General features: G+C 69.7%; 18 protein-coding genes. 12 read left to right on the plus strand and 6 right to left on the minus strand.

Annotation, left to right across the window (positions count from 1 at the left end):
* From QN357_RS06395 to QN357_RS06425, 7 genes are all read left to right on the plus strand, one after another.
* Positions 1–951: FecCD family ABC transporter permease (locus QN357_RS06395; protein WP_323504680.1), on the plus strand; the 951-nt coding region annotated here is incomplete at its 5' end.
* Positions 948–2,066: a FecCD family ABC transporter permease gene (locus QN357_RS06400; protein ID WP_134561536.1), complete on the plus strand. Its 1,119-nt coding sequence runs from the start codon at positions 948–950 to the stop codon at positions 2,064–2,066. The genes QN357_RS06395 and QN357_RS06400, both read left to right, overlap by 4 nt.
* On the plus strand, positions 2,063–2,986 hold the full coding sequence (locus QN357_RS06405) for an ABC transporter ATP-binding protein (RefSeq protein WP_323504681.1): 924 nt from the start codon (positions 2,063–2,065) through the stop codon (positions 2,984–2,986). The genes QN357_RS06400 and QN357_RS06405 overlap by 4 nt, the downstream gene beginning before the upstream one ends.
* A gap of 46 nt (positions 2,987–3,032) precedes the next feature.
* On the plus strand, positions 3,033–4,055 hold the full coding sequence (locus QN357_RS06410) for an ABC transporter substrate-binding protein (protein ID WP_241987371.1): 1,023 nt from the start codon (positions 3,033–3,035) through the stop codon (positions 4,053–4,055).
* Between the two features lie 304 nt (positions 4,056–4,359).
* Positions 4,360–5,256, plus strand: a complete 897-nt coding sequence (locus QN357_RS06415; RefSeq protein WP_134449354.1) for an ABC transporter substrate-binding protein — start codon at positions 4,360–4,362, stop codon at positions 5,254–5,256.
* A 3-nt stretch (positions 5,257–5,259) separates the two neighbouring features.
* The gene (locus QN357_RS06420; RefSeq protein WP_370294755.1) at positions 5,260–6,297 is read left to right on the plus strand and encodes an amino acid ABC transporter permease; all 1,038 of its coding nucleotides are present in this window, start codon (positions 5,260–5,262) and stop codon (positions 6,295–6,297) included.
* A 50-nt stretch (positions 6,298–6,347) separates the two neighbouring features.
* Positions 6,348–7,100 carry an amino acid ABC transporter ATP-binding protein gene (locus QN357_RS06425; RefSeq protein ID WP_134449397.1) on the plus strand — a complete coding sequence of 251 codons (753 nt, stop codon included), beginning with the start codon at positions 6,348–6,350 and terminating at the stop codon, positions 7,098–7,100.
* Between the two features lie 29 nt (positions 7,101–7,129).
* Here QN357_RS06425 and hrpA read toward each other — a convergent pair whose 3' ends face one another.
* Positions 7,130–11,059, minus strand: a complete 3,930-nt coding sequence (hrpA, locus tag QN357_RS06430) for an ATP-dependent RNA helicase HrpA (RefSeq protein WP_416347609.1) — start codon at positions 11,057–11,059, stop codon at positions 7,130–7,132.
* Positions 11,060–11,145: 86 nt separating this feature from the next.
* On the opposite strand from hrpA, the gene QN357_RS06435 reads away from it, so the two are divergent.
* From QN357_RS06435 to QN357_RS06445, 3 genes are read left to right on the plus strand one after another with little or no spacing between them, the layout of a single operon-like run.
* Entirely contained in the window at positions 11,146–11,901 is a 756-nt protein-coding gene (locus QN357_RS06435) for a helix-turn-helix transcriptional regulator (protein ID WP_134561532.1), read from the plus strand.
* Between the two features lie 24 nt (positions 11,902–11,925).
* Positions 11,926–12,249: a DUF2249 domain-containing protein gene (locus QN357_RS06440; RefSeq protein WP_134449357.1), complete on the plus strand. Its 324-nt coding sequence runs from the start codon at positions 11,926–11,928 to the stop codon at positions 12,247–12,249.
* 48 nt (positions 12,250–12,297) lie between these two features.
* Complete coding sequence (locus QN357_RS06445; RefSeq protein WP_134449358.1) at positions 12,298–13,131, plus strand: aldo/keto reductase; 834 nt, start codon at positions 12,298–12,300, stop codon at positions 13,129–13,131.
* 7 nt (positions 13,132–13,138) lie between these two features.
* On the opposite strand, the gene QN357_RS06450 is transcribed toward QN357_RS06445, so the two are convergent.
* Genes QN357_RS06450 through QN357_RS06460 form a run of 3 tightly spaced genes read right to left on the minus strand, consistent with a single transcriptional unit; the run spans position 13,139 to position 16,768 of the window.
* A complete protein-coding gene (locus QN357_RS06450; protein ID WP_323504683.1) occupies positions 13,139–14,632 on the minus strand; it encodes an aldehyde dehydrogenase family protein in 1,494 nt (497 codons plus the stop codon).
* A 48-nt stretch (positions 14,633–14,680) separates the two neighbouring features.
* Positions 14,681–15,664, minus strand: coding sequence for a PDR/VanB family oxidoreductase (locus tag QN357_RS06455; RefSeq protein WP_134449360.1), 984 nt, complete (start codon positions 15,662–15,664; stop codon positions 14,681–14,683).
* A gap of 15 nt (positions 15,665–15,679) precedes the next feature.
* Positions 15,680–16,768 (minus strand): aromatic ring-hydroxylating oxygenase subunit alpha, encoded by a 1,089-nt coding sequence (locus QN357_RS06460; protein WP_134449361.1) that lies wholly within the window; start codon positions 16,766–16,768, stop codon positions 15,680–15,682.
* A 118-nt stretch (positions 16,769–16,886) separates the two neighbouring features.
* Between QN357_RS06460 and QN357_RS06465 the strand changes: the two genes are divergently transcribed.
* Positions 16,887–17,549, plus strand: coding sequence for a PadR family transcriptional regulator (locus QN357_RS06465; protein WP_134559922.1), 663 nt, complete (start codon positions 16,887–16,889; stop codon positions 17,547–17,549).
* Positions 17,546–18,226 carry a nicotinamide riboside transporter PnuC gene (gene pnuC, locus QN357_RS06470; protein WP_134559920.1) on the plus strand — a complete coding sequence of 227 codons (681 nt, stop codon included), beginning with the start codon at positions 17,546–17,548 and terminating at the stop codon, positions 18,224–18,226. The genes QN357_RS06465 and pnuC overlap by 4 nt, the downstream gene beginning before the upstream one ends.
* 116 nt (positions 18,227–18,342) lie before the next feature.
* Here pnuC and QN357_RS06475 read toward each other — a convergent pair whose 3' ends face one another.
* Positions 18,343–19,410, minus strand: a complete 1,068-nt coding sequence (locus QN357_RS06475; protein WP_323504684.1) for a hypothetical protein — start codon at positions 19,408–19,410, stop codon at positions 18,343–18,345.
* Between the two features lie 65 nt (positions 19,411–19,475).
* Positions 19,476–20,417, minus strand: a complete 942-nt coding sequence (locus tag QN357_RS06480) for a hypothetical protein (RefSeq protein ID WP_323504685.1) — start codon at positions 20,415–20,417, stop codon at positions 19,476–19,478.
* Between the last annotated feature and the right edge of the window lie 29 nt (positions 20,418–20,446).

Raw genomic sequence — 20,446 nt, forward strand, 5'->3', positions numbered from 1 at the left:
GTCCTCGTGATCATCGCCTCCCTCGTCGTCGGCGCGCGGGACGTGCCCTTCGGCACCGTCCTCGACGCCCTGTTCCGGCCCGACCCCGCCGTGACCGACCAGCTGGTCGTGCTCGACCTGCGTATCCCGCGCACGGTCGTCGGCCTGCTCGCGGGCCTCGCCCTCGGCCTCGCCGGTGCGCTCATGCAGGGCGTCACCCGCAACCCCCTCGCCGACCCCGGCCTGCTCGGCGTCAACGCGGGCGCCTCCCTCTTCGTCGTAGCCGGCATCGCCGTCTTCGGAGTCACGAGCGCGCTCGGCTACGTCTGGTTCGCCTTCGTCGGGGCCGCGGTCGCGGCATCCGTCGTGTACGTCATCGGGTCGCTCGGACGCGGGGGAGCGACCCCCGTCAAGCTCACCCTCGCCGGCACGGCGCTCACCGCGGCGCTCACCTCGCTGATCACCATCGTGCTGCTCAGCGACCCGTCGACCTTCGACCGCTACCGGTTCTGGTCTGCGGGCTCCCTCTCCGCCCGCGGCCTCGACACCGCGCTGCAGCTCGCGCCGTTCATCCTCGCCGGCACGATTCTGGCGGCGACGGCCGGGCGGATGCTCAACGCGCTCGCCCTCGGAGACGACCTCGCCCGCGGCCTCGGCCAGAACGTCGTGGCCGCACGGATCGTCTGCTTCGTCGCCGTCGTGCTGCTCTGCGGCTCGGCGACCGCCCTCGCCGGGCCGATCGTCTTCGTCGGCCTCGCGGTTCCGCACCTCGCCCGCTGGTTCGCCGGCCCGGACTACCGCTGGACCCTCTCCCTCTCGGCGCTGCTCGGCCCCGCCCTGCTCCTGCTCGCCGACGTGATCGGGCGCGTGATCGCCCGCCCCGGCGAGATCGAGGCCGGCCTCGTCGTCGCGTTCCTCGGCGCCCCCGTGCTGATTGCTCTCGTGCGAGGCACCAAGGCGGTCGGGCTGTGAGCACAAGCACTCCGGTCCTCGCGCCCGCGGCTGTGCTCGGCGCGGCGCGGGGTGCACGGCGCCGCCGGGAGCGCCGGACAGTGATCGTCCTCTCCGGGGCGGTGCTCGTCGTCGCCGCGCTGAGCCTCTCCGTCGGCTCCTATTCCGTCGCGGTGCCCGACCTGCTCCGCACCCTCGCCGGCCAGGGCACCGGGGCCGAGAACTTCATCGTGCTGACCCTGCGCCTGCCCCGGCTCGTGCTCGCGCTCCTGACCGGCGTCGCCTTCGCGCTCTCGGGCGCCTTGTTCCAGACCGTGCTGCGCAATCCGCTCGCGAGCCCCGACATCGTCGGCGTCACCGGCGGGGCGAGCGCCGCAGCGGTCCTCGGGATGCTCGTGCTCGGCTTCGGCAGCCTCGCGACCGCTTTCGCGGCCTTCGGCGGCGCGATCCTCGTCGCGACCGTCATCTACCTGCTGGCCTGGCGCGGTCGCGGCGGAGGCACCGGAGGCGTCGCCGGCTACCGCTTCGTGCTCATCGGCGTCGGCATCGCGTTCATGGTGCAGGGCCTGCTCGGCTACCTGCTCAGCCGCGCCGAGCTCCGCGACGCCCAGGACGCCCTGACCTGGCTCGTCGGCAGCGTGAGCGGTGCCGCCTGGCCCGAGATCGCGGTCGTCGCTGTCGGACTCGCGGTGCTCCTGCCGATCGTGTGGATGCTCGCTCCGCGTCTTCGCGCGCTGCAACTGGGCGACGACCTCGCCACGAGCCTCGGGGTCGGTGCCGAGCGCAACCGGCTCGGACTCCTCATCGTCGCCGTCGCCCTCGCCGCGCTCGGGACGGCCATGGTCGGCCCGCTCGCGTTCGTCGCGTTCGTGTCCGCGCCGATCGCCCGCCGCCTCGTCGGCACCGGCGGACTGAGCCTCGTTCCCTCGGCCCTCGTCGGCGCCCTGATCGTCAGCGCCGCCGACTTCGCGTCCCAGCACCTGCTCCCGGGCGGACTCCAGCTCCCCGCCGGGGTCGTCACCGGCGCCATCGGAGCGCCCTACCTGCTCTGGCTGCTCGCGACCGGAGCGGCGGGCGGCAGCGGCGCCGGCAGCACCCGCGGCATCCCGCGCGACAGCACAGAAGGAACCCGATGACCCAGCCCGAACCGCACGCTCCCGACCCGCAGACAGCGGTCCCGGCTTTCGCGGGTCCAGCAGCCGCCGAACCGGGCGACCGCACGCACCACGAGCTGCGCACCGTCGCCCTCGGCCTCGGCTACGACGGCGTCCCGATCGTCACAGACCTCGACCTCGAGATCGCCGTCGGCCGGATCACGGTCATCGTCGGCGCGAACGCCTCGGGCAAATCGACCCTCCTCCGCGGACTTGCCCGCCTGCTCACCCCGCAGACCGGCGTGGTCCTCCTCGACGGCACCGACATCGCGACGATTCCGGGCAAGCGGGTCGCGACCGTGCTCGGCCTCCTGCCGCAACAGCCGCTCGCGCCGGAGGGAATCACCGTCGGCGAACTCGTCGGTCGCGGCCGGCATCCGCATCAGGGCTGGTTCCGCGGCACCACGGCCGCCGACGACGCCATCGTCGCCGACGCCCTCGTGCGCACCGGAACCCTCGACCTCGCCGCGCGCCGGCTCGAGGAGCTCTCCGGCGGCCAGCGCCAGCGGGTCTGGATCGCGATGGCCCTCGCCCAGGACACCGACATCCTGCTGCTCGACGAGCCGACGAGTTTCCTCGACGTCGCCCACCAGATCGAGGTCCTCGACCTCCTCCTCGAGCTCAACCGCACCCGCGGGACCACGATCGTGATGGTCCTGCACGACCTCAACCTCGCGGCCCGGTACGCCGACGAAATGCTCGTGATGCGCTCAGGCGGGATCATCGCCGCAGGGCCGCCCGCGGACACCCTGACCGTCGACGTCGTCCGCTCCGCCTTCGGGCTCGACGCCCTCGTCATCCCCGACCCGGTCTGCGGCTCACCGCTCGTCGTGCCGATCGGGAGGTTCCATCCCGCTCCGACCGCGGCATCCGCTATATTAGGTAAGGCTAACCTAATCTAGTCGAACCATGTCCCTCCCCGAGACAACTGAGAAACCGGAGTTTCCCGTGCACCGTCCCCCCATTCGCGCGCTTGTCGCCGTCGCCGCCCTCGTCGCCCTGACGCTGACCGGCTGTTCCGCGCCGGCGCCCCAGTCAACGGATGCTGCGGCGGGCGACTCCGCAGCCGCGTCGTTCCCCGTCACCATCGAGAACGCCTTCGGGTCGACCGTGATCCCGAAGCAGCCGACCCGGGTCGTGACCTGGGGCTGGGGCAGCGCGGACGACGCGATCGCCCTCGGCGTCATTCCCGTCGCGATGCCGTTCCAGGCATACGCCGGTGACGCCCAGGGCGTGCTGCCCTGGATCTCCGAGGCGCTCGCGACGAGCGGAACGCCGACGCCGACCGTGCTGCCCGACTCCACGGAGCCGCCGTACGAGGACATCGCCAAGGCCGCACCCGACGTCATCCTTGCCGCATACTCGGGCATCACCGCCGAGCAGTACGCGCTGCTCAGCAAGATCGCCCCCGTGGTCGGCTACCCGGACCAGCCCTGGGCGACGAATTGGCGCGACCTCATCACGATCACCGGAACGGCTCTCGGCAAGTCCGCTGAAGCGACCACCCTTCTCGCGGGCATCGACGCGAAGATCGCCGCGGCAGCGGCAGCCCACCCCGAGTTCGCGGGCAAGTCCATCGCCCTCACGAGCGACAGCGGAGGAACGTTCTACGTCTACAAGAAGGAAGACCCCCGCGTCGCATTCACCCTCGACCTCGGCTTCGTGAACGCACCCGCCGTCGATGCCCTCGCGACCGACGAGGCGAGCTTCTACTACACGCTCAGCCACGAACAGCTCGACAAGCTCACGAGTGACGTGCTCGTGAACTTCGGGACGACGCAGGAGGAATCGGATGCGTTCCTCTCCGCCGGGTACGCCCAGGCCATGCCGCAGGTGCAGCGTGGTTCCGTCGCCTCCCCGGTCGGCGCGGCATTCATCTCGTCCGTCTCCCCGCCGACGGGTCTCTCGCTGACCTGGGGCCTCGACGACTACGTGACGATGCTCTCAACCGCGGCCAAGGCCGCCGAATAACGCCCGTCGCCGGGGTTGAATTGCGGTCAAAGCACCTTCGTCGTCGCGACGAGGGTGCTTTGTGCGCAACTGGGCGGGCCGGCGGTTCGGGCGCTGTCGTCGCACCCGGCGAAATCTGCCCGAAACACGCCAACGGCCATACTTGATCGAGACACGTCCCCCTCACGCTCGCTTTAGCTAGTCCAAAACGTGACCTGCGCACAGAATCCGCGTGAGCATCCTGTTATATGCTCACCTCTGTCGCTTACCGTTTACGGACTCAATGACGAACCCCTGACACCGACAAACAAAGAAGGTTCCGCATATGCGCGCTCGATACCTACTCCCCGCCGTCGCCGCCGCGGCCGCACTGATGCTCACCGGCTGCGTCGACAACTCGACGCCCTCGACCGGCTCGACCACCAGCGCCTCGGCCGCAGCGATCACCAAGGACGACGCGGCCGCCGCACTCGTTCCCGCCAAGATCGCGTCCTCCGGCAAGCTCATCGTCGGCAGCGACCCGACCTACGCCCCCAACGAGTTCAAGGACGAAGCAGGCAAGCCCATCGGCTGGGGCATCGAGATCGCGAGCGCGGTCGCGACCAAGCTCGGGCTCACGGCCGAATTCCAGGTCGCCAAGTTCGACAACATCATCCCCTCCGTCGCCGGTGGCAAGGCCGACATGGGCGAGTCCTCGTTCACGGACACCGCCGAGCGCGAGCAGCAGGTCGACTTCGTCAACTACTACACCGCCGGTATCCAGTGGGCATCGGCCAAGGACAAGACCGTCGACCCGGACAACGCCTGCGGCATGAAGGTCGCCGTGCAGGCGACCACCTATGAGGACACCGACGAGGTCCCCGCCAAGAGCGACGCCTGCGTCGCGGCCGGCAAGCCCGCGATCGACAAGCTCAAGTTCGACACCCAGGATGCCGCGACGAACGCGGTCGTACTCGGCCAGGCCGACGCGCTCAGCGCCGACTCTCCCGTCACCCTCTACGCCATCGCCCAGACCAAGGGCAAGCTGCAGCTCGCGGGCAAGACCTTCGACGTCGCGCCATACGGCATGGTCGTCGCCAAGGGCTCTGACCTCGGCAAGGCCGTCCAGGCCGCACTGCAGTCCATGGTCGACGACGGCAGCTACAAGGCCATCCTCGACACGTGGGGTGTCGCCGACGGCGGCATCGACAAGATCACGATCAACGCAGCCGCGAACGGCTAACCGGTGAGCACGCCGAATCTGAACGGCCGGGGGGCGGGGCCCGCCTCGTCCCCGGCCGATCCGGCCGCCCCGGCCGCGTCGGTTCCCATCAAAGCCATCCGGCTGCGTCACCCCTGGCGGATGGTCTTCGCGATCATCCTGATCGTGGTGTTCGCCCTGGCTATCGTCGACGCGGCCTTCCGCCCCGCGTACGACTGGCCGACGGTCGCGAAGTACCTGTTCGACCGGCGCATCTCCCAGGCCGCGCTCGTGACCCTCGAACTCACCGTCTACTCGATGGTGATCGCGATCGTCCTCGGCGTGATCCTCGCGGTGATGCGGCTGTCGCCCAACCCGGTCGTGAAGAGCCTCGCGTGGTTCTATCTCTGGGTCTTCCGCGGCACACCGGTCTACGTCCAGCTGACCATCTGGGGCCTGATCTCGCTGATCTATTCGAGCATCGACATCGGCATCCCGTTCATGCACCCGTGGGTGTCGTTCGAGACGAACGCCGCGCTCAGCACGTTCGCCCTCGCGGTGATCGGCCTCTCGCTCAACGAGGCCGCGTATATGGCCGAGATCGTCCGTGCCGGACTCCTCGCCGTCGATCGTGGCCAGGAAGAGGCCGCGACCGCGCTCGGGATGAGCTGGTCGCAGACGATGACCCGGGTCATCCTGCCGCAGTCGATGCGGGTGATCATCCCGCCGACCGGCAACGAGGTCATCTCGATGCTCAAGACGACCTCGCTCGTCACGGCGGTGCCGTTCAGCTTCGACCTGTTCGCCCGCTCCCGTGACATCTCCGCCGAGACGTTCAACCCGATCCCGCTGCTCATCGTCGCGTCGATCTGGTACCTGTTCTTCACCTCGATCCTGATGGTGGGCCAGTACTTCCTCGAGAAGCGTTTCGCGCGCGGCATCGGCGACCGTCAGCCGGACAAGAAGGGCGGCGGCTCCAACCCCGACCCGATCACGGGCGTCACGATCGTGCCCGGCTCCGAGCAGGCGCCGGCGACCCGCACCGGCCGAGAACCCGAAACCGGCCAGGGAGGCCCGTCATGAGCGACCTGACCACGCCGAACGCGGCATCCGCTGCCCGCGGTTACGTGCCGATGGTGCTCGCAGAGCAGGTCTCGAAGAGCTTCGGCTCGCACGAGGTGCTCAAGAGCATCTCCCTCGAGGTCAAACGCGGCGAGGTGATGTGCCTCGTCGGGCCGAGCGGCTCGGGCAAGTCCACGTTCCTGCGCTGCATCAACCACCTCGAGGTGCTCTCCGCCGGGCGGCTGAGCGTCGACGGCGAGCTGATCGGCTACCGCGAGACCAACGGCAAGCTCTACGAGATGGCGCCCAAGGAAGCGGCGAAGCAGCGCAGGGACATCGGCATGGTGTTCCAGCGCTTCAACCTGTTCCCGCACATGACCGCACTCCAGAACGTGATGGAGGCGCCGCTGCGGGTCAAGGGGCTGCCCAAGGCGCAAGCCGAGCGCACCGCCCGCGACCTGCTCGCCCGGGTGGGACTCGCCGAACGCGCGGACTACTACCCCGCGCACCTCTCCGGCGGCCAGCAGCAGCGTGTCGCGATCGCCCGCGCGCTCGCGATGGAGCCCAAGCTGATGCTCTTCGACGAGCCGACGAGCGCGCTCGACCCCGAACTCGTCGGCGAGGTGCTCGACGTGATGAAGGGCCTCGCGAAGGAGGGCATGACGATGATCGTGGTCACCCACGAGATGGGCTTCGCCCGCGAGGTGGGTGACTCGCTCGTGTTCATGGACGGCGGCGTCGTCGTCGAGTCCGGCGACCCCGAGCTCGTGCTGAGCAACCCGCAACACCGCCGCACGCAGGCGTTCCTCTCGAAGGTGCTCTAGCCACCAGCTGACCCCGGCGGATGTCGGGGTCAGCTGGTCAGGACCTTGTGGATCCGCTGCAGAGACACCGACTCCGCGGCCTTGAGCTCCTGCGCGAACAGGCTGATCCGCAGCTCCTCGATCATCCAGCGTGCGCGCACGAGGTTCGCCGCCATGCCGGGGGCCAGCGGAATCCGGCCGCCGGCAGCTTCGTAGCGGGCCGTGGCCGACTGGCTTTCATTCATCCAGACCCGGTCGCGGCTGGGATTGTCGCCGAGTTTCACGATCCGTGAACTGATGCCGCCGAGGTAGCGCGGCAGGTGGCGCAGCTGGGCGAGGCCCGTCGCGCTCACGAAGCCGGGGTAGATCAGTCCGGCCAGCTGGGCACGGGCATCCGTCAGCGCGGGCAGCAACGCCATGCTCGTCGAGGCCTTGAGCGCCTTGTCGGCGGCCCGGGAGGCGGTGAGGATGCGCGCAACGAGCCCAACGGCCTCGAACATCGAGTCCATCAGCACCCCGGACACGCGGTCCCGGATCGAGTCGAACTCGGCCTTCATGAAGACCTGGCCGCTCGGGTTCACCCGGAACAGCACCTCATCGACGCAGGCCGCGAGGCAGTCGTCGAAGAGGGCCTGCGTGGTGCGGTAAGGGCTCGTGGCGAGGCTGAGCTTCTCCGCCCCGGTCAGGTGCTGCTGCACGTAGGCGACCGGAGACGGCGTCGCGAGCAGCAGCAGCCGGCGCACCCCGCCCGGCAGCGTGCTCGCCTGCTCTGCAGCGGTGCTCATCATCCGGATCGCGACGCTCGTGCCCTCGTCGACGAGGGTCGGGTAGCCGCGAATGGTGTTGTCGCCCTGTTTGGTGTCGATGAACCGGGGGAGTTCCGCGAAATCCCAGGTCGTGAGGCCGCCGCGCTCGATCGCGTTCACGGGCGTGGCAGCGGATGCCGCCGCGACGCTTTCGCGGGCCCGGGAGCCGAGCCTGCGCTGCAGCTCGCCGAGGTCCTTTCCGGAGGCCATCGCCTGCCCGCGGTCGTCGACGACGCGGAACGTCATCCGGAGGTGCGCGGGTACGCGCCCGAGCTCGAAGTCGTTTGCGTTCACCGGGACGTACGTGAGCCGCTGGATCAGGCCCGCGAGGATCTCGGTGAACGGCGCAGCCTCTGGCTCGAAACCCGCCCCCGTGCCCGCGCCGAGCCGGGCGCCGATGCTCGTGCCGCCCATGCTGCTCGTGTCCTTCGCCGTGCGGGCCTCGCCGGGCGCAGGCGGTAGCTCGGTGAGCAGCCGGGCCGCCCAGTCGGCGGCGGGCACGACGTTGCGGCGGATGCTCTTCGGGAGCGACTTGATCATCGCGGTCACGAGGTCGGCGCGGAGGCCCGGTACCTGCCAGTCGAAGCCGGCGGGGGAGAGCCGGGCCAGGAGGGCGAGCGGGATCAGGGCGGCGACGCCATCGTCATCCGCCCCCGGCTCGAACCGGTAGCTCAGGTGGAAACGCTGGTCGCCCTGGTGCCAGGTCGGCGGGAAGACGGCCTCGTCGATCTCCGGGGTGGCCTCGTCGGGAACGAGCGCCTCCGCGGTCATCGTGAGGAGGTCGGGGGTCTCGGCGCGCGCCTTGCGCCACCACGTCTCAAAGGTGCGCGTCGAGCAGACCTCCGCGGGGATGCGGCGCTGGTAGAACTCAAAGACGGCCTCGTCGTCGAAGAGGATGTCGCGGCGCCGGGTGCGTTCCTCGAGCTCGGCGAGTTCCTTGCGCAGCTTCGTGTTGGCCCGGTCGAACGCGGTGACACGCTGGTCGACGCGGTCGAGGTCCCATTCGCCGTCGACGAGGGCGTGCCGGATGAAGAGCTCGCGGGCGTAGGCCGGGTCGACCCGGGAGAACTGGACGCGGCGGCGCGGCACGATCGGAACCCCGTAGAGGGTGACCCGCTCGTAGGCGACGACGGAGCCCTGCTTCTTCTCCCAGTGCGGTTCGGAGTAACTGCGCTTGCAGAGGTCCCCGGCGAGCGGTTCGGCCCAGGCGGGGTCGACGACGGCGTTCATCCGGGCGAAGAGCCGGCTGGTCTCCACGAGTTCCGCGCTCATCACGGCGTTGGGCTGCTTCTTCGCGAGCGACGAGCCGGGGAAGATCACGAAGCGCTGCTGGCGGGCGCCGATGTAGTCCTTCTTCGCGACATCCTTGAGGCCGATGTGCGAGAGCAGCCCGGCGAGGAGGGAGCGGTGGATGCCGTCGGGGTTGACCGCCGGGTCGCCGATGTGTAGGCCGAGCGGCTTGGCGAGCTGGCGGAGCTGCTTGTAGACGTCCTGCCACTCGCGCACCCGCAGGTAGTTCAGGAACTCGTTCTTGCAGAGCCTGCGGAAGGCGCTCGAGCCGAGTTCCTTCTGCTTGAGCTCGAGGTAATTCCAGAGGTTCAGCAGGCCGAGGAAGTCGCTCGTCGGGTCCGCGAACCGCGCGTGCTGCTGGTCGGCCTGCGCGCGCCGCTCGAGCGGCCGTTCCCGCGGGTCCTGGATGGTGAGGCCGGCGACGATCGCCATCACCTCGCGGCTGGTGCCCTGGGTCTTGGACTCGATGACCATCCGCCCGAAGCGGGGGTCGATCGGCAGCTTCGCGAGCTGCTGCCCGATCCGGGTGAGCTTGGACACCCCGCCGCTCGCGTTGCTCACCCCACTGCCCGGCGCAACGGCGCCGAGCTCGGCGAGCAGGTCGAGGCCGTCCTTGATACCGCGGGAATCCGGCGGGGTGAGGAACGGGAACGCGGCGATGTCGCCGAGGCCGAGCGAGATCATCTGCAGGATCACGGCGGCGAGGTTAGTGCGCAGCACCTCGGGCTCGGTGAACTCCGGGCGGCGACCGAAGTCCTCCTCCGAATACAGCCGGATCGCGATGCCGTCGCTCGTGCGCCCGCTGCGCCCGGAGCGCTGGTTCGCGGAGGCCTGGCTGATCGCCTCGATCGGCAGCCGCTGCACCTTCGAGCGCACGCTGTACCGGCTGATCCTTGCGGTTCCGGCGTCGATGACATAACGGATGCCCGGGACGGTCAGGCTGGTCTCGGCAACGTTCGTCGCGAGCACGATCCGGCGCCGAACCCCGGCGACGGTCGAGGGCTGGAAGACCTTGTGCTGATCGGCGGAGGAGAGCCGGCCGTAGAGCGGCAGCACCTCGGTCGGGCTCGTGCGGTCGCCACTGGCGAACTTGCCCTGCAGGGCATCCGCTGCGTCGCGGATCTCGGTCTCTCCGCTCAGGAAGACGAGCACGTCGCCGTTCGACTCGCGCTCGAGTTCGTCGAGCGCCGCGGAGATGCCCTCGATGTAGTCGCGGTCCACCGGCGGCGTCGCCGAGGCCTGGTCCTCGTCGTCATCGTCCGCCATCGCTTCGGCCACGAGCGGGCGGTAGCGGATCTCGACCGGGTAGGTACGGCCGGAGACCTCGATGATCGGGGCCGGCGTGCCGTCGGCGGCCGCGAAGTGCTCGGCGAAACTCTGCGGGTCGATCGTCGCCGAGGTGATGATGACCTTGAGGTCGGGGCGCTGCGGCAGCAGCTGGCGCAGGTAGCCGAGCAGGAAGTCGATGTTGAGGCTGCGCTCGTGGGCCTCGTCGATGATGATCGTGTCGTATTTGCGCAGCATCCGGTCGCGGTGCATCTCGTTCAGCAGGATGCCGTCGGTCATGAGCTTGATCTTGGTGTCAGGACCGACCTGGTCGGTGAACCGCACCTGGTAGCCGACGACCTGGCCGACCTCCTGGCCGAGTTCCTCGGCGATGCGCTCGGCGATCGTGCGGGCGGCGAGCCGCCGCGGCTGGGTGTGGCCGATGCTCGTGCGCCCGAGTTCGAGGCAGATCTTCGGGATCTGGGTGGTCTTGCCCGAGCCCGTCGCGCCCGCGATGATGACGACCTGGTTGTCGCGGATGGCGCGCGCGATATCCTCGCGGCGTTGGCTGACGGGGAGTTCGGGCGGGAAGGTGATGACAAGGGGAATCATGAGCATTCCATCGTAAGACTTCCGGGTGCCCGGTGCGCGCGGGCGGGTCCTCCCGGCCTGGCGCTTTAACCGGAGACTGTTACGCTCAAACCATGGTAGACGGACAGGGAATCGGCGACCGGCACGCGGCCCTCGCCTCGGATGCGCGCCGCCGGGTGCTCGAGTTGATCGCGGGTGCCCGCGAGCCCGTCGACGCCGCCGCCGTCGCCGCGAGCATCGGCCTGCACGTGACAACCGCGCGCTTCCATCTCGACCAGCTCGAGGGTGCCGGGCTGATCCGCCGTGCCGTCGACCGGACCGGGATCCGCGGGCGTCCGCGCATCCTCTTCACCGTGAATCCCGCGGTGCGCGAAGACGGTGTGCAGCGGCTGCTCAGCCACGCCCTCGTCGGCGCCCTCGCCGAGGATGACGACGGCGGCCGGGCACGGGCGATCCGCGCCGGCGAGCGCTGGTCGTCCGCCTTCGACCTCGAGGCGCGCGAGAGCGAACCGGGCACAGGGGCGGCCGGGGGAGCGAGCGACGTCGGGCCGCTCGTGCACATCCTCGACGGCCTCGGCTTCGACCCGATCGCCCAATCGCTTGAGGCGTCGCCCGGTCAGCCGGCGTCGCCGAGCGAGACGGATGCCCGCGACGGTATGGTCGTCGAGCTCCGGGCCTGTCCCTTCCGCGACGAAGCCAGGCACACGCCCGCGGTGGTGTGCTCGCTGCACCTGGGTCTGATCCGGGGCATCGCCCGTTCCGGCGGGCACGACCCGGACGACGTGGAGCTGCGCCCCTTCGTCCTTCCCGAGTTGTGCGAGGTGCGCCTCCGCGGCGACTGGGTGCCCGTCGACCCGCTCGCTAATTAAAGCGGAATATATTAGGTTTAAATCATGGTTGACATGATCCCCCTCCTTCCCGCATCCGCACCCCGGCCCGCGGCCCACGACGAGCCCGCCGGCCACACCTGCACCTGCGGCGAGGCCGAGGCCGCAGGGTACCCAGAACTGGACGCCCGGCAGCTCCCGCACGCGATCCGGCACGCCGCGATCTTCGGTGCGCTGGACGCTGTCCTCCCCGGCGGCGGCCTGGTCCTCGTCGCTCCCCACGACCCGTTGCCCCTCCTCGCCCAGCTCGAACAGCGACACCCGGGCCGGTTCACGGTGAGCTATCTCTCCCGCGAGCCCGAGGCGTGGAAGCTCCAGCTCACCCGCTGAAGCAACGCAGGTCAGGTTCCGTCCGGTTCCGGCGTTTAGGGTGGGCCCATGACGACTTCTGTGCCCACCCTGACCCTCAACGACGGCCACACCATTCCTCAGCTCGGCTTCGGTGTGTTCAAGGTCGATCCGGACGAAACGACCCGCATCGTCTCCGACGCACTCGAGGTCGGCTACCGCCACCTCGACACGGCCGCGATCTACGGGAACGAAGCCGGAGTCGGGGCCGCGATCGCGGCATCCGCCGTGCCTCGCTCCGAGCTCTTTGTCACGACGAAGCTGTGGAACAGCGAACAGGGCACCCAGAGCGCATTCGACGCTTTCGACCTGAGCCTCGAGAAGCTCGGGCTCGACTACGTCGACCTGTACCTCATCCACTGGCCGACGCCGGCGAAGGACAGCTACATCGAGAGCTGGAAGGCGCTCGAGAAGATCCGCGCCTCCGGACGTGCACGCTCGATCGGTGTCTCGAATTTCCTCGTGCCGCACCTCGAACGCCTTCTCGCCGAGACGGATGTCGTCCCGGCGGTCAACCAGATCGAGCTGCACCCCGCGCACCAGCAGCCTGAAGTCACCGCGTTCGCGCGCGCCCACGGGATTCAGATCGAGGCGTGGGGACCCCTCGGCCAGGGCAAGTACCCACTCCTTGAGGAGCCCGTCGTCGTCGTCGCGGCCGAGGCGCACGGCAAGAGCCCCGCTCAGGTGGTCATCCGCTGGCACCTGCAGACCGGCAACATCCTGTTCCCGAAGTCGAACCGGCGCGCGCGCATGATCGAGAACCTCGACGTCTTCGACTTCGAGCTCAGTCACACCGAACTCGCCACGATTTCCGCGCTCGAGCGCTCGGGCCGCGTGGGCTCCCACCCCAACGATGTGAACTAGGCTCCGCTCAGAACGGGTAGCTGCCCGGCGTGCGGCGCAGGGTGATCCAGCGCGTCTCCGTGAAGGCGTCGATGTTGGCCTCCGCACCGCCCTGCCGCGAACCCGTGCCGGACGAGCCGACGCCGCCGAACGGTGTGTTCGCCTCGTCGTTGACCGTCTGGTCGTTGATGTGCACGATGCCGGACGGGATCCGCTGGGCCAGTTCGAGGCCGCGCATGGCGTCGGCGGTCACGACGCCGAGCGCGAGCCCGTATTCGGTCGCCGAAGCGATGCCCACGGCCTCGTCCTCGGTGCTGAACCGCACCACGGATGCGACAGGGCCGAACACCTCCTCGCAGAAGGCGGGGGCATCCAGCGGCGAGTCCGCGAGCACGGTGGGCCGGTAGAACAGCCCGTCGTAGCTGCCGCCGGCCCTCAGCTTCGCGCCGGAATCGATCGAGCTCGTGACCAGGCGGTGGATGCGGTCGCGCTGGTTCTCGTCGATGATCGGGCCGAGGTGCACGTGCTCGGTGGCGGGGTTGCCAACGGCAAGGGAGTCCGCCTTCGCGGCGAGCTTCTCGACGTACTCGTCGAAGATGCTCTCGTGCACGATGTGCCGCCCGACCGTCATGCAGATCTGGCCCTGGTGCAGGAACGATCCCCAGGCCGCGAGGTTGACGGCCTTGTCGACGTCTGCGTCGGCGAGTACGACGAAGGCGGAATTACCGCCCAGCTCGAGGTGGGCACGCTTGAGATGCTTTCCCGCGAGCTCGCCGACGGCGCGACCGGCCCTGGTCGAGCCGGTGAACGCGATCACCCGCACGTTCGGGTCGGTGACGATGGCCTCGCCGACATCGGCGCCGCCGGTCACCAGCTGCAGGAGCCCGGCGGGCAGGCCGGCCTCCTCGAAGATGCGCACCATCATCACGCCGCCGGTCACAGCGGTGCGCGGGTCCGGCTTGAGCACGACCGCATTGCCCAGCGCGAGCGCCGGCGCCACCGCGCGGATGCCGAGGATGATCGGCACGTTGAACGGCGACACGACTCCGACGACGCCGACGGGCACCCGCTGGGCGATGGAGATCCTCGGCTCCTCGCTCGAGAGTACCTGGCCGAGCGGATGCGACGGCAACGCCGCCGCCTCATAGCATTCCTGAGCGCCGACGTGGAGGGCGAAGCCGGCAAGCCCGGGAACCGCGCCGACTTCCCGCACGTTCCAGTCCATGATCTCGTCGGCGTGTTCCTCCAGGAGCGCGGCGGCCCGGCGCAGCACGGCGGCGCGCACCGGGTGCGCGGTCGCGGCCCAGGCCTTCTGCGCCGCGGCCGCGCCCGCGGCGGCCCTGGCCACGTCGACGGGGGTGGCGATCCCGATCCGGCCGATCTCGTCGCCGGTCGCCGGCTCGATGACCGGGAGATCGCCGCCTGACCCGGCGACCCACTCCCCGTTGATGTAGATCTTCCCCGACCACGCCGCGGGGTCGAGGAACGGGGTGGTCGCGGTCTCGTTCACGGTGAGTGTCATGGGCGGTTCTCCTTCAGGGTGATTGCGGTTGGGTAGGGGTGCGGAGGATCAGGAAATGTCGATTGTCACGACGGCGGTGCCGCCGGGCGGGGCGACGGCTCGGGAGACGCAGCAGCACATCGTGCCGCGGGAGTCCTTCTGGCGCTCGCTGTAGAAGACGTCACGGTGGTCGATGTCTCCGTCGAGGTCGAGCACGCGCACCTCGCAGAGTCCGCACTCACCCTTGCGGCAGTCGAACATCAGGTCGACCTCAGCGGCCTCGAGCGCCTCGAGCATGGTCTCGGTCGCCCGGACGGTGACCTCGGCGCCGATCCGCGGTATGCGCACGACGAAATCCTCGGGGGCGAACCAGCCGCTGTTGCCGAAGGTCTCGAACCGGAGGTCGGGGTAGGGGAGCTCGCGTTCGATCCAGGCCCGGCGAACGGCGTCCATCAGCCTGATCGGACCGCACAGGTAGAGTTCGGTGCCCGGTTCGACCCCGCCGACGAGCTCGGTGACGTCGAGCGGGTTGCCTTCGTCGGTGATGTGGAGTCTCAGCCGGTCGCCGTGCGCGTTCTGCACGTGTTCGACGTAGGCCAGCGCCGGCCGGCTGCGCCCGGCGTAGACGAGCGTGTAATCGGCGCCGACCGACCGGAGCACCCTCGCCATGCCCATGACCGCAGTGATGCCGATGCCGCCGGCCAGCAGCACGTAGTGCGCGGCTCCGACGCGGAGGGGGAAGTCGACGATCGGCTGGGTGATCTCGACGGTGTCGCCGGGCCGGAGGGCGTGCATCGCCCGCGCGCCGCCGCGGGACCGCGGCGAGTCGAGCACGCTGATCGCCAGGGTCCGGCCGTCGGGGCCGGCGTCGACGACGGAGTACGACCGGCGGTCCAGAACCCCGCCGATCGGCACGCGCACGTCGATGTGCGCGCCGGCGTCGACCTTGGCCGGGTGGTCGGGCGCGAGCACGATCCGGCGGATGTCGTCGGTGAGGGCGGTCGAGTCGACGACCGTGGCGCGCTGCCAGACCGCCGCGTGGGACGTTGCCATCGTCGTCGCCGCCGCTCAGCCGGCAGCGACGGGCGCGGGCAGGCGTCCCTCCGCCGCGAGCTGACGTTCGATCAGCCGCCGCACCCACATCCCGCCCGCGTCGATGTTCAGGCTGTAGAACTCGTAGTCGGGGTTTGCGTCGATCGCGGCCTGCTGGGCGACGAGCATGTCCTCGTCTTCCCTGAAGACGCCGGAGACCCCGTCGCGCAGCTGGGTGGTGATCACCTGGCTTTCGAGCCGGTAATTGCGCATGAACGCCCAGAAGTAGCGGGAGGAACGGTCGGTGACGGGCGAGATCGTGTTCATCACATAGCCGTTGACGCCCTGGCTTCGATCGCCCTGCGGCGCCCCGGTGCCGGCCCGCGCGACACCGACGTCGATGTTGATCGTGGTCGGCGATTCGAAGTGGATGATCTGCCAGCGGTCGACCTTCCCCTCGAAGCCGGGAAACTTGTCGCGCATGTTCTTCAGCCAGAACGGGGGAGCGTCGATGCCGAGCATCCAGCGTTCCACGGTGACGGTCCGTTCGTCATGGTGCACCGTGAACTCGGATTCACTCAGCGCCTCCTGGCCGATCGAGGAACTGTGCACGAATTCCTCGTGGGTCAGGTCCATCAGGTTGTCGAGCACCAGCTGGTAGTTGCAGTCCACCGAGATCGTCAGGCCGTCTCCTGCCCACTCCGGGTCATCCATCTGGTGCATGTCGGGCACGAGCTCCGGGTCGGCCAGGGCTGCATCGCCGAGCCACACCCAGACGTAGCGGTACCGTTCCACGACGGGGAAGGACGCGACCGTTGCGCTCGGGTTGATGGTCTCCTGTGCCGGCATCGAGACGCAGCGGCCCGCCGAATTGTAGAGGATGCCGTGGTACGGGCAGCGGATGCCGTCCCGGCCTTCCAGTTTGCCCATCGAGAGCGGCGCCAGCCGGTGCCAGCACGCGTCGGCGAGGGCGACGGCGTCACCGTCCTCGGTGCGGTACAGCGCGAGCGGACGGTTCGCGACGGTTCGCGCGAGCGGCTTGCGATTGACCTCGTGGTCCCAGGCCGCGACGTACCAGGCGTTGAGCGGGTGGCCGAGGATCTTGTCGACGGTCGTTTCCTTCATCGGGACTCCTTCGTCCGGACATCATGCACCTGGCATCACAGCGATAGGTCAATGGAGGGCAACAATACCTATGTCGATAGTGAAACCACAAGACCCTTTCAGGGACCAGAATCAAACCATGAGCCTGCGCTACGCCCTCCTCGCGCTCCTGACGGCGCAGCCCATGACGGGCTACGACCTCGCCAAGTCCTTCCACAGCTCGGTCGGGCACGTCTGGAGCGCCCCGGACTCGCAGATCTACCCGGAACTGCGCCGGATGGAAACCGGGGGACTGATCGAGGCGACGGCAGTTGCCCGGAGTACCCAGGCGACCCAGGCGACGAAGCGGGTCTACCACATCACCTCGCTAGGTGAGCAGGCGTTCCGTGCGTGGATGGCCGAACCGGTCGAGTACTCGCGGGAGCGAGACCCGGCGCACCTGCGTGCGGCGTACTTCGAGTGGGCCGACCCGGACTCGGTCCGGGAGCAGCTCCGGGCGCACGTGCGGCACTGGGCCGGGTTGCGCGAGCAGTGGCAGGGCCAGTTCGCCGCGATCCGGGACCGTACGCATCCGATCTTCGTCCAGAGACTGTTGATCAGCCCGGAGTCCGAGCGGCCGCGCATCGCGGCGTACAAGCTCTTCGCCTACGAGGGGCTCATCGCCCGGGCCGAGCAGGAAATCGGGTGGGCCGAGCGTGGGCTGCGCCTGGCCGACGAGCTTGAGCCGAAGCCGCCCGAAAGCGTTCGCGGTAAGTTGGAAGAAGGCGGAGGGACCAGCCCCGGCGAGGAAGTTGACCTGTGAATCCGATTGAGTGGCTGTTCGACGCGCAACTTCAGATCGGTACGCAGACCATCCTCTGGCGCGAGGTGATCGGCAACGCGTTCGGGATACTGAGCGCAGTCGGTGGAATGCGCCGCAAGGTCTGGGCGTGGCCGGTCGGCATGGCGGGCAATGCGCTGTTGTTCACGGTGTTCCTCGGCGCCGTCTTCGGTACCCCCAACCCGGTGAACCTGCTCGGCCAGGCCGGCCGACAGGTGATGTTCATCATCGTGTCGATCTACGGGTGGATCCAGTGGTCGCGGAGCCGCCACTCCACCGTTCGCGCCGCGGTCGTGCCGCACTGGGCGGGCAACCGCACCCGCATCCTGCTCGGCCTCGGCATGGTCGCCGGCACCCTCGTGCTCACCCCGATCTTCCGTGCCCTCGGCTCCTTCGAACCGGTCTGGGCTGATGCCTGGATCTTCACGGGCTCCCTGCTCGCGACCTACGGCATGGCCAAGGGCTGGACCGAGTTCTGGCTGATCTGGGTCGCGGTCGACATCGTCGGGGTACCGCTCCTGGTCAGCGCCGGGTACTACGCCTCGGCGATCCTGTACGTGTTCTACGGGGCGTTCACGATCACGGGCTTCTTCATCTGGATGCGGGTGCAACGCCGCCGCAGGGACTTCGTCGAGAAGGAACTCACGGGCACGGCGTGACCCGCCCGCTTGACGAGCCTCGCCGCGGCCGACCACGGTCGAGTGTCGCCGGTTCCGCCCAGACGACCCGGTGTGCGGGCGATCCTCGGCGGGTGTGGCGGTACTCGGCGCCCGGGCTACCCGTCCGCGCTAGGGTGCGGGCCGCTCGATGAGCTTATTCCGTCTGCGGTCCAATCGACGCTGACGTCGATCAGCTGGTCGTAGGCGTCCGAAACGGTGAGGGGGCCTGCCGTCCCTAGCGAGCCCATGACCGTGGCGTTGAGGTGTAGCCCGCTCCCGGCGAGTTCGTCGAGCGTGGTGCACGCGCTCGTGCCGGTGAGGTCGGCGTTGCGGAGGATCAGGCAGTATTGGTCGTCACGGAGCCGTGCCGCGAAGACACTGTACGGCAGTCCCGTTTCGAGGACCGGTCCGAAAAGGCTGTGCACCGAGGTGTACTCGCCGCCAAGGGCGGGCGTGGTGTCGTCGGGCACGAATTCGGGCTGGTCGAAGACCCCGAGCAGGTTTCCGGCGGATGCGGCGGGCCCGGCCGTCTCGGAGGCTCCGGCCGTCGGGGTAGCGCCGCCAGAGGCATCCGTTGCGCCGGCCAGACCGCTCGCCTGCAGAACGAGCAGGGCGAGCACCCCGACCGCGGCACCCGCCAGCACCAGCGCTCCTGCGCGCAGCACGCGCAGGCGTCGCGGCGCCGCGGCTTCCGGCCCCGGGCCCGCTGCGGTTCCCGCCGCTGCATCCGCTCCTCCCTCCGCGAGAGTACGAAAAGTGCCCGTATCGGGGTCCGATAAGGGCACTTTTCGTACTCTCGCGGGAAGGAATGGTCCGGTTTTGGCGAGCGCGCCGGCCTCGAGGGTGGGGTACTGGCCGAGGAGTGCGTCGAGGTCGGCGGTGTCGCGGCCGAGCGCCAGCTGCAGGGCCGCGAGACGCTGCTCGTCCTCGGAAGCCGACTCGGGCGAGCGGGCACGGGAGTACACCGCCGCCTGCAACTCCGGGAGCTCGGCAGCGGGGTCCGGCCGGCCGGCCGGCGTCTCCGTGAGCGGATGCGCCCGCCACCAGAGGGCGTCGAGCACGTCGTGGCGACCCGGGTAGCCGCGGCGCAGGACTTCCTGGAGCGCGGCATCCGCCTGGGCGGCCTCGCGCAGTCGCCCCGCCCGCCGGTACTGCTCGGACTCTGCGCTGATCTCGAATACCATTCCGGCCCCCCGACGGTTGTGACACTCACCCTAGCGAGTGCGCCGCCGGGAACAGGTGCTGCCGGTCAGGAAGTTGGATGCGGGGCGGTCTCGCTCGATACGACGCCGTCGGTGCTGACCCGGATCGTGACGTCAGCGAGGGCGCCCGCCGGTTCGAGGGAGTCCTTGCCGAGGGTGAAGGGATTGACCGGCACCGTCGCCGTGAGGGTCAGGCCGCGGCGGGCGATTTCGGCGAGGCCGACGCACGCGCTCGCGCCCTGCTGGCCCTGGGTGCGCAGGATGACGCAGTAGAGGTCGTCGCCCCGCCGCGCGACGTACACGAAGGAGCTGGTCTCGCGCTCGACGAACATCGCGTGGATCGAATCCCGCCGGAACTCGGGACCGAGATCGATCGTGGTCTGGTCGGGGATCGGCGGCTGGTCGAAGAGCGCGAGAAGCCCTGGCGAAGCGGATGCCGCCGGCTCGGTGCCCGGGCCGCTCACCGGGCCGCCGAGGGACAACAGGGCAGAGGTCGTGGCGACGGCGATCCCGCCGAGGAGGAACCCGGCCGCGACGAGGAGCACGCTGCGCCGGCGGGTCGGCCCGCGGAACGCGCGGGCGGGACGTGCGGTCGCGTCGGCGTCGGATGTGCCGGCAGCATCGAGGGGGCGAGTGCCCCGGGAGTGGACGGCGTCGGGGGAGGCCGCGCCGTCGGGGAACAGCACCAGCAGTGCCTCGAGGTCGGTCGCGTCCTGCCGCAGCTGGGCGGTGAGGTCGTGGAGCCGCCGCTCACTCGCCTCGAGGGAGCCGTCCGGGCCCGGGCGCGCGTACACCGCGGCCTGCAACCGGGGCAGTTCTGCGGCGGGATCCGGTCGCCCGCCCGGGGTGCCGGTGAGCGGGTGCGCCCGCCACCAGAGTGCGTCGAGCACGTCGTGCCGGCCCCGGTAGGCGGCGCGGAGGTCGGAGGCGAGGGCGGCATCCGCTGAGGCCGCGGCGTGCAGCCGCAGCGCGACAGACTCCGTTGTCATCCCGCGGCTCCCATCGGTCGAGGTGTGTC

The organism is Cryobacterium sp. RTC2.1 (genome assembly GCF_035018685.1).
Taxonomy (GTDB): domain Bacteria; phylum Actinomycetota; class Actinomycetes; order Actinomycetales; family Microbacteriaceae; genus Cryobacterium; species Cryobacterium glucosi.